The organism is Streptomyces inhibens (assembly GCF_022221585.1).
In the GTDB taxonomy this organism is placed as follows: Bacteria; Actinomycetota; Actinomycetes; order Streptomycetales; family Streptomycetaceae; genus Streptomyces; species Streptomyces inhibens.
The window spans coordinates 6,911,307-6,924,688 of the sequence record NZ_CP084681.1 but is presented as its reverse complement, the minus strand read 5'-3'; the positions used below and the strand labels follow the sequence as shown (position 1 = coordinate 6,924,688).

13 protein-coding genes are annotated in these 13,382 nt (G+C 70.4%); 5 read left to right on the top strand and 8 right to left on the bottom strand.

Annotated features, from left to right (window positions below):
* Positions 1-5 precede the first annotated feature (5 nt).
* The 3 genes from KI385_RS31390 to KI385_RS31380 all read left to right on the top strand — a co-directional run bounded on the left by KI385_RS31390 (position 6) and on the right by KI385_RS31380 (position 1,680).
* Positions 6-419, top strand: coding sequence for a roadblock/LC7 domain-containing protein (locus tag KI385_RS31390; protein WP_030257992.1), 414 nt, complete (start codon positions 6-8; stop codon positions 417-419).
* Positions 420-503: 84 nt separating this feature from the next.
* Positions 504-1,121, top strand: a complete 618-nt coding sequence (locus tag KI385_RS31385) for a DUF742 domain-containing protein (protein WP_238575470.1) — start codon at positions 504-506, stop codon at positions 1,119-1,121.
* Positions 1,102-1,680, top strand: a complete 579-nt coding sequence (locus KI385_RS31380) for a GTP-binding protein (protein ID WP_073760799.1) — start codon at positions 1,102-1,104, stop codon at positions 1,678-1,680. The genes KI385_RS31385 and KI385_RS31380 overlap by 20 nt, the downstream gene beginning before the upstream one ends.
* Positions 1,681-1,738: 58 nt before the next feature.
* Here the strand turns inward: KI385_RS31380 and KI385_RS31375 are convergent, their stop codons facing one another.
* The gene (locus KI385_RS31375) at positions 1,739-2,143 is read right to left on the bottom strand and encodes a DAK2 domain-containing protein (RefSeq protein WP_238575469.1); all 405 of its coding nucleotides are present in this window, start codon (positions 2,141-2,143) and stop codon (positions 1,739-1,741) included.
* Here KI385_RS31375 and KI385_RS44260 point away from each other — a divergent pair.
* On the top strand, positions 2,133-2,402 hold the full coding sequence (locus KI385_RS44260; protein WP_342593479.1) for a hypothetical protein: 270 nt from the start codon (positions 2,133-2,135) through the stop codon (positions 2,400-2,402). The two genes, KI385_RS31375 and KI385_RS44260, sit on opposite strands and share 11 nt — an antisense overlap.
* A 51-nt stretch (positions 2,403-2,453) precedes the next feature.
* Here the strand turns inward: KI385_RS44260 and KI385_RS31365 are convergent, their stop codons facing one another.
* The 4 genes from KI385_RS31365 to KI385_RS31350 all read right to left on the bottom strand — a co-directional run bounded on the left by KI385_RS31365 (position 2,454) and on the right by KI385_RS31350 (position 8,433).
* A complete protein-coding gene (locus tag KI385_RS31365) occupies positions 2,454-3,110 on the bottom strand; it encodes a DUF4360 domain-containing protein (RefSeq protein ID WP_238575468.1) in 657 nt (218 codons plus the stop codon).
* An 827-nt stretch (positions 3,111-3,937) separates the two neighbouring features.
* Entirely contained in the window at positions 3,938-4,144 is a 207-nt protein-coding gene (locus KI385_RS31360) for an acyl-CoA carboxylase epsilon subunit (RefSeq protein WP_238575467.1), read from the bottom strand.
* 56 nt (positions 4,145-4,200) lie between these two features.
* Complete coding sequence (locus KI385_RS31355; RefSeq protein WP_128509861.1) at positions 4,201-5,784, bottom strand: acyl-CoA carboxylase subunit beta; 1,584 nt, start codon at positions 5,782-5,784, stop codon at positions 4,201-4,203.
* Between the two features lie 216 nt (positions 5,785-6,000).
* Positions 6,001-8,433 (bottom strand): polysaccharide lyase 8 family protein, encoded by a 2,433-nt coding sequence (locus tag KI385_RS31350; protein ID WP_238575466.1) that lies wholly within the window; start codon positions 8,431-8,433, stop codon positions 6,001-6,003.
* A gap of 263 nt (positions 8,434-8,696) precedes the next feature.
* On the opposite strand from KI385_RS31350, the gene KI385_RS31345 reads away from it, so the two are divergent.
* Positions 8,697-9,338 carry a YceI family protein gene (locus KI385_RS31345; RefSeq protein ID WP_238575465.1) on the top strand — a complete coding sequence of 214 codons (642 nt, stop codon included), beginning with the start codon at positions 8,697-8,699 and terminating at the stop codon, positions 9,336-9,338.
* A 104-nt stretch (positions 9,339-9,442) separates the two neighbouring features.
* Here the strand turns inward: KI385_RS31345 and cimA are convergent, their stop codons facing one another.
* From cimA to KI385_RS31330, 3 genes are all read right to left on the bottom strand, one after another.
* The gene (cimA, locus tag KI385_RS31340; RefSeq protein ID WP_238575464.1) at positions 9,443-11,083 is read right to left on the bottom strand and encodes a citramalate synthase; all 1,641 of its coding nucleotides are present in this window, start codon (positions 11,081-11,083) and stop codon (positions 9,443-9,445) included.
* 280 nt (positions 11,084-11,363) lie between these two features.
* Positions 11,364-12,683 (bottom strand): MFS transporter, encoded by a 1,320-nt coding sequence (locus KI385_RS31335; protein WP_238575463.1) that lies wholly within the window; start codon positions 12,681-12,683, stop codon positions 11,364-11,366.
* Positions 12,684-12,763: 80 nt separating this feature from the next.
* Positions 12,764-13,381, bottom strand: coding sequence for a TetR/AcrR family transcriptional regulator (locus KI385_RS31330; RefSeq protein WP_238575462.1), 618 nt, complete (start codon positions 13,379-13,381; stop codon positions 12,764-12,766).
* Between the last annotated feature and the right edge of the window lies 1 nt (position 13,382).

Below are 13,382 nucleotides of genomic sequence, written 5' to 3'. Positions count from 1 at the left end.
GCCCGATGAGCCAGGCGGCGCAGAATCTGAACTGGTTGATCACCAACTTCGTGGACAACACCCCTGGGGTGTCCCACACGGTCGTGGTCTCCGCCGACGGACTCCTTCTCGCGATGTCCGAGGGCTTCCCTCGTGACAGAGCCGATCAGTTGGCGGCGGTGGCCTCCGGGCTGACCTCGCTGACCTCGGGCGCGTCCCGCATCTTCGAGGGCGGGAGCGTCAACCAGACCGTGGTGGAGATGGAGCGTGGCTTCCTCTTCATCATGTCCGTCTCCGACGGATCGTCGCTGGCCGTTCTCGCGCACCCCGAGTGCGACATCGGCCTCGTCGGTTACGAGATGGCTCTACTGGTCGACCGTGCGGGTAGCGTCCTGACGCCCGACCTGCGCGCCGAACTGCAGGGCAGCCTTCTCAACTAACAGACAGGCAGTGCGTTTCCCGCCACCGAGCCTTATGGTTCGGTGGCGCGACCGGCGTCAGACAGGCAAGTTGGAGGAGGAGACGTGGCAACGCCCCCGAGCGGATACCCGTATGGTTCCGGGCAGGAGTCCGGGCCACAGGGCGAGACCCATAACAACCGCTTCAACTTCCCGTCTGCGCCGAGCCGCCGGCCGCAGCGGCTCCAGCCGCCGCAGTCACAGCGCCCCCAGCAGCAACAGCCCCGGCCGTACGACTCCCAGCCGTACGAACCGTCGGTGTACGACCAGCCGCAGGCACCGCGCATCCAGCCGGTTCAGCCGCAGCGGCGCGCGCCGGAGGCCTCTCCCTCCGGCGGCACGAACAACTCGCTCGTGCGCCCGTACGCCATGACCGGAGGCCGGACCAGGCCGCGCTACCAGCTCGCCATCGAGGCACTGGTCAGCACGACCGCCGACCCCTCCAAGTTGCAGGGCCAGCTGCCGGAGCACCAGCGCATCTGCCACCTCTGCCGCGAGATCAAGTCAGTGGCCGAGATCTCCGCGCTTCTCTCCATCCCCCTCGGCGTCGCCCGGATCCTCGTCGCCGACCTGGCGGAGGCCGGACTCGTCGCCATCCATCAGCCCGGCGGGGACGAGACCGCCGGCGGACAGCCAGATGTGACACTGCTCGAAAGGGTGCTCAGTGGACTTCGCAAGCTCTAGCGGTGCAGCCCGCTCCACCACCTCCGCGAAGATCGTGGTGGCGGGCGGCTTCGGCGTGGGCAAGACCACGTTCGTCGGGGCCGTCTCAGAGATCAATCCGCTGCGTACCGAAGCCGTGATGACCTCCGCCTCGGCGGGGATCGACGACCTCACGCACGCGCCGGACAAGACGACCACGACCGTGGCGATGGACTTCGGCCGTATCACGCTGGACCAGGACCTGATCCTGTACCTGTTCGGTACGCCCGGTCAGGACCGCTTCTGGTTCATGTGGGACGACCTGGTCCGCGGCGCGATCGGCGCGGTGGTGCTGGTCGACACCCGCCGGCTCGCCGACTGCTTCCCCGCGGTCGACTACTTCGAGAACAGCGGCCTGCCGTTCGTCATCGCCCTCAACGGCTTCGACGGACACCAGCCCTACACGCCCGACGAGGTCCGTGAGGCGCTGCAGATCGGCCCGGACGCGCCGATCATCATCACCGACGCGCGGCACCGCAGCGAGGCCAAGAGCGCGCTCATCACGCTCGTGGAGCACGCGCTGATGGCCCGCCTGCGCTAGGACGCGTACGGGCTCCCCGTGCCCGCTCGCGCCGTATGACGAAAGGCCCCCTCACCGGTCAGGTGCGGGGGCCTTCGTCGTGTCCGGGGCGGCGCTCAGCGTGTCCGGCCCGGGGCCGCCCTCGGCCGAGGGTCTCGCCGGCCGCCGTGAGGATCAGCGCGAGGGAGACCGCGCCGGCGTCCGGATGGCCGTAACCCAGCGCTCCCATACGGGCCGCACGGCCGCGGGCCGGGGTGAGCTGAGCGGTGTCGGCGGTGTCGGCAGTGGCCCGGGTGGCGGCCTCCGCGGCCGCCTCGGCCTTGACCAGGACCGGCGCCGGTCTCGGCGAGCAGCGCGCCGTACAGGGCGCCCGAGGCGCCACACGAGGCGCCGCGAGGGCGAGGCCGGCGGTGAGCAGCCGGCGAAAGCGGCGCCGAAGGTGCTCGACGCACCCCAAGGTCGCCGTCGGCTGCGTGGTGCGCATCATCAACACCGCGCCGGAATTCGGCTTCCTGGTCTTCCTGCCCACCTTCTTCTCCAAGGAGTTGGGCTTCGGCGAGGGCCGCTGGCCGACCCTGCTCGCCGTCATCCACGGCACCAACGTCTTCTGCGCGGGCGGCGCCGCGTTCGTCGGCCCGGCCATCGTCAGTATTTTCCTCGGTCTGAAGCTCCCGGACGAACCGGCCCAGGCCTCTCCCCCGGCCACTCCCCCGGTCGAGCCGGCCGCGCGGGTACGCGCCTGACCCCGGGGCCCGTACGCACCGGCGTACGGGCCCCGGGTCAGCATCCCGGCATCACCTGCGCGGGGGGCACTGCTTCCATGCGAAGTGGTACAGGGTGTTGATGCTGCCGTCGGTGGAGTCCATGGCCATGAAGCTGGTGGCCTTGGGGTCCGCCGACTTGCCGTCCACCCTCAGTTCGGTGTTGATGTTGAAGTAGCGCTCCTCGCCGCAGGGTGCGTACACCAGCGCATCGATGTCGGTCTCGTCCGACGACTGCCAGTTGTTGTCGTAGGGCCCGGCGAAGGTGTGGCTCTTACGGGCCGTCTGCTGCTGGCCCTGGAAGTAGTAGTTCGCCTGCTCCAGCCCCTTGGCGCCCGGGGCCAGGGAGGCGTAGCCCCGGTAGTCGGCCCGGGCGATCGCGTAGGTGAAGCCTTGCGGGACATGCACGTTCAGCGCGATCTGGCAGTTCTTGCGGGCGTCGGTGGGCTGGCTGGAGCCGCCCGCCTGGGCGAGATACTCGCTGTAGGTGACGGTGAAGGCGGTGTTGTCGGGTGCGATGGCCACTGCGGCGCTGCCGGGTCTGCAGCCCGATCCGTTGACCGTCGCGACGGTTATCGTGATCTTGCCGGTCGGCGGTTCGTCGCCGAACCGTGCTGGCGTTGTGGGGGATGCCGATCCGGCGAGGAGCAAGGATGCCACTGCGGCACCAGCACTGAGCGTGCTGAGCATGGGCTCTTCCTTCCGGTCGTCCTAGGGCCCGCGGTGCGGGAACACCAGGAGTGGGATGACGAGCGCATGCCAGCACGGGAATCTCGGCTTGAACAGCTCTACTCCCCAGGATTGAGGCGAACCTACGCCTTGATCCGGCCGCGGGCTGCCGAACCGGTACACCTCGGCTGGAAAGTGATGGGGCCTCAAGTCGCTTTGTTGTGGCGGTAGTTGAGGCTTCACCGTCTCATGGCTGGGACCGGTTGCGCGTTCGCTTGGTGGGTGGTGGGCCGGAGGGGACACCCGGTAACCCTCCCCCAGCCTTCGGCCGGGAGGTGCCCCCACGGCGCGGGCGTCGCGGCTCCATGGGACTGATTACCCCGGCGTTTGCTCCAGGTCCTGCGGGCGGGTCACCGGGCATCCCCTCCGGCCTCCGCGCGTTGACGTCCGTCCCGCCGTACCAATGGCCGTTACGAACTGACACGGCTCGGGTCTTGGCGTACGCGTCGGCGCAGGGGCTTGTGGTCTTTGGTCTTTGGTCTGTGGTCTGTGGTCTGTGGTCTGTGGTCTGTGACGGGCAGTGCCACCGGGCGACAGACGGGACAACACGTAGGCCGGAGGGGACGTACCGGGACCCGCCCGCAGGACCTGGAGCAAACGCCGGGGTGCCTAGATCTGGGAGCCGAGACGCCCGCGCCGAGGACGGGTGCCGGTGCGGCCCCTCCGGCCCCCGCGACACACACGCAACCCGCAAGACCTCAGCCCCCACCGACCGGCAAGAGGGAGAACGGCAAACGACCGAGGGGCCCCGCAACAGCGCGGGGCCCCTCAGACCTTCAACGACTCGATCAACGCTGCCAGCTGGTCGCCCCGTGGAAGCCGCTCTGGCGCTCCAGCCGGCGCCAGCGGGCGGCCGTGGCGCGCGGGTGGGCCGGGGCGGCGGCCGGCTGGTGGGCGGCGCGGGCCAGGAGGACGGCGGTCAGGGCGGCGAGTTCTTCCTCGCTGGCCTGGCCCTTCTCCACGCGGATGGGGTCGGTGCGTTGGGCAGGATTCACGGTGTCTTCTCCGTCGTCGCGATGGCGTGGTGCCGGGTGCGGTGCGGTGCGTGTGGCTACTGGGGCGGGTTGCCGTGCTTACGAGCCGGCAGGTCCGCGTGCTTGGTGCGCAGCATGTCCAGGGCGCGGATGAGGGTGTGGCGTGTCTCGGCGGGGTCGATGACGTCGTCGACCAGGCCGCGCTCGGCCGCGTAATACGGGTGCATCAGCTCGGACTTGTACTCCTTGACCATGCGGGTGCGCATGGCCTCGGAGTCGTCCGCCTCGGCGATCTGCTTGCGGAAGATGACGTTGGCGGCGCCCTCGGCACCCATCACCGCGATCTCGTTGGTGGGCCAGGCGTAGGTCAGGTCGGCGCCGATGGACTGCGAGTCCATGACGATGTAGGCGCCGCCGTAGGCCTTGCGCAGCACGATGGAGATGCGGGGGACGGTGGCGTTGCAGTAGGCGTAGAGCAGCTTGGCGCCGTGCCGGATGATGCCGCCGTGCTCCTGGTCGACGCCGGGCAGGAACCCGGGCACGTCCAGGAGGGTGATGATCGGGATGTTGAAGGCGTCACACATCTGGACGAAGCGGGCGGACTTCTCGGACGCCTCGATGTCCAGCACACCGGCCAGCGACTGCGGTTGGTTGGCGACGATGCCCACCACCCGGCCGTCGAGCCGGGACAGCGCGCAGATGATGTTGGTCGCCCAGCGCTCGTGGACCTCGAGGTATTCGCCGTCGTCGACGATCTCCTCGATGACCTTGCGCATGTCGTACGGGCGGTTGCCGTCGGCCGGCACCAGGTCCAGCAGCGCGTCACCGGAGCGGTCGGCGGGGTCCTCGCAGGCCACCGTCGGCGGGTTCTCGCGGTTGTTGGCCGGCAGGAGGGAGAGGAGGTAGCGGACCTCTTCCAGGCAGGTGGCCTCGTCGTCATAGGCGAAGTGCGCCACACCGGAGGTCTCGGCGTGCACATCGGCGCCGCCCAGACCGTTCTGGGTGATCTCCTCGCCGGTCACCGCACGCACCACGTCGGGGCCGGTGATGAACATCTGCGAGGTCTCACGGACCATGAAGACGAAGTCGGTCAGCGCCGGGCTGTAGGCGGCGCCGCCCGCGCAGGGGCCGAGCATGACGGAGATCTGCGGGATGACACCCGAGGCCTTGGTGTTGCGCTGGAAGATGCCGCCGTAGCCGGCCAGCGCGGAGACGCCCTCCTGGATACGGGCGCCGGCGCCGTCGTTGAGCGACACCAGCGGGGCACCGGCCTGGATGGCCATGTCCATGATCTTGTGGATCTTGGTGGCGTGCGCCTCGCCCAGCGCGCCGCCGAAGATCCGGAAGTCGTGGGCATAGGTGAACACGGTCCGGCCGTGCACGGTGCCCCAGCCGGTGATCACGCCGTCGGTGTAGGGCTTCTTGGCCTCCAGGCCGAAACCCGTCGCGCGGTGCCGCCGCAGCGGCTCGACCTCGTTGAACGAACCCTCGTCCAGCAGCAGCTCGATCCGCTCGCGTGCCGTCAGCTTGCCCTTGGCACGCTGCGCTTCGGTCGCACGCTCGCTGGGGCCTCGCCGAACCTGCTCACGGATGGCGTGCAGCTCGGCGACGCGCCCGCGGGCGTCGTTGGCGCCGGCGGGCACATCTTCGACAGTGGTCATGTATCGACGGTACGTGGGCGAGGCGCCGCACACCGATGTCGGTTTCGTACAACGTCGCATGCGATTTGGTGGGCAGGCAGCACAGAACCGTCCTGTACGCGGCCTGCTGCCCGGCGTCCGTTCGGGTGGCGGGAGTGCCCCTCGTCTGTAGGGGCCCGACAAACGACAGCGGACGGATGTTGTCGTAACCGGTGGACCGGCAGGGGGCCGATCCGGTCAGTGCAGGCGCACCGTGCAGGTGTGGGTGGCGCAGCTCGTACCGGGTCGGATGCGCAGTCGCAGGGCCCGCCCGGTGGCCGGCACCTCGACCGACGGGTCGTGGTCGAGCACCGCGCGCACCGGCCGCGACCAGGTGATCTCCAGCGTATCGCCGGAGCGCTCCGGGCCGGCGATGCACAGCCGCGCCGTCCGGCCGTGTCCCGCCGTCCGCCGCTCGCGCACCAGCACGCTCGCCGGGCCGCTGCTGCGAAGCGGCCCGGCGTGGCCCGCCCGCCAGAAGTTGGCGGCCGTTAGGCCGAGCGGGTCGACGGCGATCGCCTGCCGGCCGGCGTCGTTGGCGAGGACGGTCAGCCAGCGCCGGTCGGCGGCGCGGGCGGCGACGGTGCGGGCGGTGGCGCCCGGCATGAGGAGGTAGGCGTAGCCCCCGTCGGTCGGGTCGGTGCCGTGGTCGTGCCAGAGGGTGAGATAGCGGCGGGTGAACGGCTGGGTGGAGGAGGTGGTGTTGATGTCGTGCCAGGAGCCGGTACGGGCCTCGCGCAGCGCCTGGAGGGGTGCGCCGCCGGGGAAGACATAGCCGCCGTGTCCGTCGAGGTGGGCCCAGTGGGCGCGGCCGAAGGAGCCGGTCGTGCCGGGCCGGCGTACGCCGTCGACGGTGAGCACCGCGTCGCCGGACTCGCCCAGGCAGCGGTTGTCGACGATGGTCTCGGCGGGGACGCCGTCGCGGCCGGTGATGCCGGCGCCCAGGCAGACGATGCAGTCCGCGAGCGCGAACCAGGATTTCTTGGCGGTGAGGGTGGAGGCCAGACCGCGCAGGTCCTGGCCGATCGCGGCGAATTCGCCGTCGGTGGTGCCGCCGACCCAGCGGGCGGCGGGCTTGGGCTCGCCCCAGCCGCCGCCTTCGTTGTCGGCGAGGCGCTTGGTGGACACGGTCGTACCGGGGAGCCGGTAGGGGTCGACGGTGGGCCAGAAAGCGTCCGTGTACTGGTCGCCCGCGAAATCGGCGCCCCACCAAGAGAGCATGCCGGCGCCGGTGTGCCAGCCGTGCGGGTTCTCGCCGTTGCCGTTCTCGTAGTACGCGATGCGGTCGGAGGCCATGGCCAGGCCGGCGGCCCAGCCGGGGCGGCGGTGCACGGCGCGGTCCATGGCGGGGAAGAGCCGGTGGCCGACGGGTTCGGGGGCGGCGGCCACGGAGCTGTCGGCGATCTTTTGGAGGCGGGCGAGGTCGGCGACGGTGTACTGCCGGTCGGTGAGAACCGGCAGCGTACGGTCGCGGGCGGTCCAGCCCTTGACCATGGCGTGCCAGCGGTCCCGCTCGGCGCCGCTCGCGGCCTGGCCGAGCAGCGCGACGGCGGCGATCAGCGCATGGCCGTGGTAGTGGTCGCTGCGCAGGATGTGCCGCTCGTCGTTGCGGAGGTAGCCGCGGCTGATGGCGCGCCCGTTGACGCTGTCCATCATCAGGCCGTTGTAGAGCAGCGGCGCGTAGGCATGCTCGACGCTGTCGAAGATGATCTGCCGGGCCGGGTCGGTCACCTCCCAGGACGAGCCGCCGAGCAGGGTGAACAGCCGGCCCAGGCCGTCCAGCAGGACATAGCCGTAGGTGCCGGAGTAGGCGACCCAGGTGTGCTGGACGAAGGAGCCGTCGGCGTAGAGGCCGTCCCCCTTGGTGACGTAGGGGAAGACCGGCGAGAGGGCGTCACGGGCGAGTGCGATCTTGGCGGGGTCGCGGCCGAGGATGCCGCACAGTGCGACCACCCGGCACAGGTCGACGCGGTTGGCGCCGGTGCTGGTGCCGGTGTAGTCGCCGAGCAGGGAGTCGGGGACGAAGTGGTCGACGGCGGCGAGGCAGCGGGCGCGCAGATCGTCGGGCAGACCGCCGTCGGGCAGGTGCTCGTCGAGGATCGTGAGGGTGTCCAGGAGGAGTCTGGGGCTGCCGATCTGCCATTCCCACCAGTTGCCGTAGCGGGTGGCGGCGGTGTTGTAGACGGTGGCTTCGAGGTGGTCGAGGCCCTTGAGGAGGTCGTCGGCGAGGCCGGGGTCGCCGGTGCGGCCGGTGCCGGGCTGGGCGTAGGCCTGGGCCATCGTGTTCAGCCGGCTGTAGCTCTGGGTGATGCCGGACGGCGGGTCGTAGCGGCAGTCCGGCCAGAGCGAGCCGGCGGCCGGCCGCATGCCCGCCCGGAAGGTGCCGGCGAGGGTGCCGGTCTCCTGGAGGACGGCGGCGTACGGCGGGGCGGCGGGGTCGAAGCCGGCGCCGAGGGTGAGCGCGCACCAGCGGGCGCGGAGGGCGTCGTACTCTCCCCCGGCCGCGGCAGCCGGTGCTGCCGGCCTGGGGGCGGCGTACCCGGGGCGGGCGGCGAGGCCGAGCGCGCTCGCGGTGGATACGGCGAGAAATCCTCTGCGTGACCAGACGGACGTGGCGGAGACAGGCGGCACGGTCGGTCCTCTCCATGGCGTCAACTGGGGTGTGGCGCTGCGCACTTGGGAGTTTTCGACGGTCTAGCACGGGCCGTGGCGGAGCGGCAATGGCCGCGCCGGAACGCCGGCCGCCACCCACCCTCCGCCACCCGCCCGGCCGAGCCCGGCAACACCCGACCGAGACAAGAGGTTGAATTTTGAACGACATGCCGCTACGGTGAATCTCGTTGAAGGTTAAACAAACCTGCTCGCACCGAGCGACCCGTCTTTGAGGAGGAGCCATGGCTCTGTTCAACCGCAAGCGCACTGCCGCCCCCGCCGACACCGCCCCCGCCGCGACCGCCGGGGCCGCCGTCCTCGAGGCGGACCCCGCGCTCGCCGCGCTGACCGGCGACTACACCATCGACCCGGCCCACAGCAGCATCGGCTTCACCGTCCGGCACGCCATGGTCACCAACGTCCGCGGCTCCTTCGGCGAGTACGAGGGCACGCTCACACTCGACGGCGCCGACCCGTCCCGCTCCACCGCGTCCATCGACACCAAGATCGCCAGCATCGACACCGGTATCGCGGACCGCGACGGCCATCTGCTCAGCGCCGACTTCTTCGACGCCGAGACCTTCCCGCTGATGACCTTCCGCAGCACCGCCGCCGAGCAGGTGTCCGGGGACCGCTACCGCATCACCGGCGATCTGACCCTCCGCGATGTCACCAAGCCGCTCACCATCGACCTGGAGTTCAACGGCTCGGCCACCGATGTCTACGGCGCCGAGCGGGTCGGCTTCGAGGGCAGCGCCGAGATCCTGCGCTCCGACTGGGGCCTGACCTGGAACGCCGCGCTGGAGACCGGCGGCGTGATGCTCAGCGACAAGGTCAAGCTCACCTTCGACATCTCCGCCGTCAAGGCGGCCCCGCAGGCCTGACCCCGCACAGGCCCACACAGCCCCGCGGCCCCGCACCCGCCCTTCCCCCGAGGGCCGTGCGGGGCCGCGGCCGTGCCACCGCCGCGGCGGTGCACACTCCGGATTCAGTCCTGCGGCTCGACCCCGGCCCGCAGCAGCCCGTACGCATACGCGTCGTCCAGCGCCTGCCAGGACGCGGCGATGACGTTCTCCGCGACGCCGACCGTGGACCACTCGCCCCGGCCGTCGCTGGTGGAGACCAGGACCCGGGTGATCGAGCCGGTGCCCAGCGCGCCTTCCAGGATGCGGACCTTGTAGTCGACCAGCTCCATATGGGCCAGCTGCGGGTAGATCCGCTCCAGGCCGACCCGCAGCGCCCGGTCCAGCGCGTTGACCGGGCCGTTGCCCTCGGCGGTGGCGACGATCCGCTCGCCCTTGGCCCACAGCTTCACGGTCGCCTCGTTGGCGTGCGTGCCGTCCGGACGGTCCTCGACGATCGCCCGCCAGGACTCCACCTGGAAGTAGCTGCGCGGGCGGCCCTCGACCTCGGCGCGCAGCAGCAGTTCGAAGGAGGCGTCGGCGGCCTCGTAGGTGTAGCCGGCCAGTTCACGCTCCTTGACCCGCTCGACGACCCGGCCGACCAGCGCGCGGTCGTCGCTCAGGTCGATGCCGAGCTCCTTGCCCTTGAGCTCGATCGAGGCCCGGCCGGCCATGTCGGAGACCAGCATCCGCATGGTGTTGCCGACCAGCGCCGGGTCGATGTGCTGGTAGAGGTCCGGGTCGACCTTGATGGCGGAGGCGTGCAGCCCGGCCTTGTGGGCGAACGCGGAGACGCCGACGTAGGGCTGGTGGGTGGAGGGGGTGAGGTTGACGACCTCGGCGATGGCGTGCGAGATCCGGGTGGTCTCGGCGAGCTTGCCCTCGGGCAGCACCCGGCGCCCGTACTTGAGCTCCAGGGCGGCGACGACCGGGAAGAGGTTGGAGTTGCCGACCCGCTCGCCATAGCCGTTGGCGGTGCACTGGACGTGGGTGGCGCCCGCGTCGACGGCGGCCAGGGTGTTGGCGACGGCGCAGCCGGTGTCGTCCTGGGCGTGGATGCCCAGCCGCGCGCCGGTGTCCGCGAGGACGGTCCGCACAACGGCGGTGACCTGCGCGGGGAGCATGCCGCCGTTGGTGTCGCAGAGCACCACGACATCGGCGCCGGCCTCACTCGCGGTCCGGACGACCTGTTTGGCGTAGACCGCGTCCAGCGCATAGCCGTCGAAGAAGTGCTCACAGTCGAGGAACACCCGGCGGCCCTGGGCGCGCAGATACGCGACGGTGTCCCGCACCATCGCGAGGTTCTCCTCGGGCGTGGTGCGCAGCGCCAGCTCCACATGCCCGACATGGGACTTGGCGACCAGCGTGATGACCGGGGCCCCGGACTCCAGGAGCGCGGCGACCTGCGGGTCGTCCTCGACGCGGACGCCGGCCCTGCGGGTGGCGCCGAACGCGACCAGCTGTGCGTGCCGGAAGTCGATCTCCTCCCGGGCCCGCTGGAAGAACTCGGTGTCGCGCGGGTTGGCGCCGGGCCAGCCGCCCTCGATGAATCCGACGCCGAACTCGTCGAGGTGCCGGGCGATGGTCAGCTTGTCGGAGACGGTCAGGTTGATGCCCTCGCGCTGCGCGCCGTCGCGCAGCGTCGTGTCGAACACATGGAAGTCGTCGGACACCGCGCCTTCGGGCCGGGGGGTCGAGGACGGGGAGGGCTCGTGTGCGTCCGTCATGCTGATCTGGCTCCTGTCGGGATCTCGGTCTACCGGAATAACCGGTTCCACCGTCCCTCCATGATCCCTCGCGCTCCGCCTCCGGTGAGGTGTGGGCCGGAAACGAAAAAACCTCTCGCGGGTGCGAGAGGTCTGCGCGCGGGTCTGGGACGACGGTGGCTACGCCGTACTCGGTTCGTACGGGCAGTCACTGCGGACCGGCGCGCCTGCTGCCAATAATCATGGCGAACGAGAGCACGGGGGCAGTCTGGCACAAACTGCCCCCGCGGCGTCGGTCGTCTCAGGATGCGAGCACGCGCTCGCCGCTGCCCTCGCCGGCGTCCTTCTTGCCGACGTGGTGCAGATCGATGGTGCGGGTCTCGCGCATCGTGATGTAGACGATCAGCGAGACGGCGGCGCAACCGGCGACGTACCAGTAGTAGCCGGACTCGATGCCGCCGTTCTTGAACCACAGGGCGACATATTCCGCGGTGCCGCCGAACAGGGCATTGGCGATGGCGTACGGCAGGGCGACGCCCAGCGCGCGGATGCCGGTCGGGAACAGCTCGGCCTTCACACAGGCGTTGATCGAGGTGTAGCCGGTGACCACGACCAGAGCCAGCAGCGAGAGCCCGAGGGCCGGCCAGAAGCTGCCGGCGTGCTGGAGCAGCGTCATGATCGGCACGGTCAGGAACGTCGAGCCGACCGCGAAGGTGATCAGCAGCGGACGCCGCCCGATCCGGTCGGACAGCTTTCCGGCGAACGGCTGGAGGCACATGAAGAGGAACAGGGCACAGAAGCTGACCAGGGAGGCGGTCGGCTTGGACAATCCGGCGCTGCCCGAGAGGTACTTGGTCAGATATGTCGTGTAGGTGTAGTACGCGACCGTGCCGCCCATGGTGAGCGCGATGACCAGGAACGCCTCGCGCTTGTGCGCCAGCAGCGCCTTGATGGTGCCGCGTTCCGGGTCGGCGTGGGCGTCCTCGTCCGCGGCGTAGACCTCGGTCTCCAGCATGTTGCGGCGCAGATAGAAGACGACGGCGGCGCCCAGCGCACCGACGATGAACGGGATCCGCCAGGCCCAGCTGTGCAGCGCGTCCTCGGACATGGTGCGTTGCAGCACGATCTGCAGGCCGAGGCCGAGCAGCTGGCCGGCGGTCATCGACACGTACTGGAAGCTGGAGGCGAAGCCGCGCTGCCCGGGCGCGGACGCCTCGGTGAGGTAGGTGGCACTGGCCGCGTACTCCCCGCCGACCGAGAGCCCCTGCAACATCCGGGCGATGAGCAGTACGGCCACACCGCCGTAGCCGGCGACGGAGTACGTAGGCGCGACGGCGATAAGGATCGCCGAGGCGGACATCAGCGTGACGGTCAGGGTGAGCGCGGCCTTACGCCCCTTGCGGTCGCCGACCCGGCCGAGCACCCAGCCGCCCACCGGGCGCATGAAGAAGCCGACGGCAAAGATCCCCATGGTGTTCATGAGGTTCGCGGTGTCATTCCCCTTGGGGAAGAACGAATCCGCGAAGTAGACCGCGAAACTGGCGTAGACGAACCAGTCGAACCACTCGACCATGTTGCCGGCCGAGCCGACCCAGATCTTCTTCCATTGCTCTCGTCCCATAGCCGATCACGGTCGCGGACCCGGGGGCCGTCGGCAAGAGCCGTGGCGGCAACGATCGTGCGTACTTGTGTGCGTTGTGGTCACGGGCGCACGGTGCCGAGCGATTCATCGAGGAAGTCGCCTATATGTTCCCGCACTTGGGCGCGGTCCGTGCCGGGGAGGCCGACGACGAGGTGGGTGCCGAAGCCGTCGAGGAGGGCGCGGGTGCGGGTGGCGAATCGTTCGGCGTCGACGGGCTGGAACTCGCCCTTCGAGGTGCCCTCGACGAGCAGCGCCACCAGGTCGCGGTGCCAGGCGAGTTCCAGGTCGAGCTGGCGTTCGCGGGTCTCCTCGTCGGCGTTCTGGGAGCGGTTCCAGACCTCCAGCCAGAGCGTCCAGCGCGGGTCGCGGTGGCCTTCGGGGAGGTAGAGGTCGACCAGGGCGTCAAGGCGTTCGCGGGCCGGGACACGGCGGGAGAGAGCGGCCCGGCGCTCGGCGCCGAGCTGCTCCTCGCTCCACTGGAGGGTCTGTAGCAGCAGCTCGTCCTTCGTACCGAAGTAGTAGAGGATGTGGCCGCTGCTCATGCCGACCTCGCGGCCCAGTCCGGCCATGGTCAGCCGGTCCAGGCCCTCCGCGGCGATGGTGGCCATCGCCGCGGCCAGGACCTGCTCGCGGGGCTGGTTGAGCCGGCGCCGGGGACGGCGCGCGGGACCGGGCACG

Excerpts from the sequence above, each read along its gene's own strand:
- KI385_RS31390 (WP_030257992.1), top strand. The coding sequence starts at position 6 with ATGAGCCAGGCGGCGCAGAATCTGAACTGGTTGATCACCAACTTCGTG.
- KI385_RS31375 (WP_238575469.1), bottom strand. The coding sequence starts at position 2,143 with ATGCGCACCACGCAGCCGACGGCGACCTTGGGGTGCGTCGAGCACCTT.
- KI385_RS31365 (WP_238575468.1), bottom strand. The coding sequence starts at position 3,110 with ATGCTCAGCACGCTCAGTGCTGGTGCCGCAGTGGCATCCTTGCTCCTC.
- KI385_RS31355 (WP_128509861.1), bottom strand. The coding sequence starts at position 5,784 with ATGACCACTGTCGAAGATGTGCCCGCCGGCGCCAACGACGCCCGCGGG.
- KI385_RS31345 (WP_238575465.1), top strand. The coding sequence starts at position 8,697 with ATGGCTCTGTTCAACCGCAAGCGCACTGCCGCCCCCGCCGACACCGCC.
- cimA (WP_238575464.1), bottom strand. The coding sequence starts at position 11,083 with ATGACGGACGCACACGAGCCCTCCCCGTCCTCGACCCCCCGGCCCGAA.
- KI385_RS31335 (WP_238575463.1), bottom strand. The coding sequence starts at position 12,683 with ATGGGACGAGAGCAATGGAAGAAGATCTGGGTCGGCTCGGCCGGCAAC.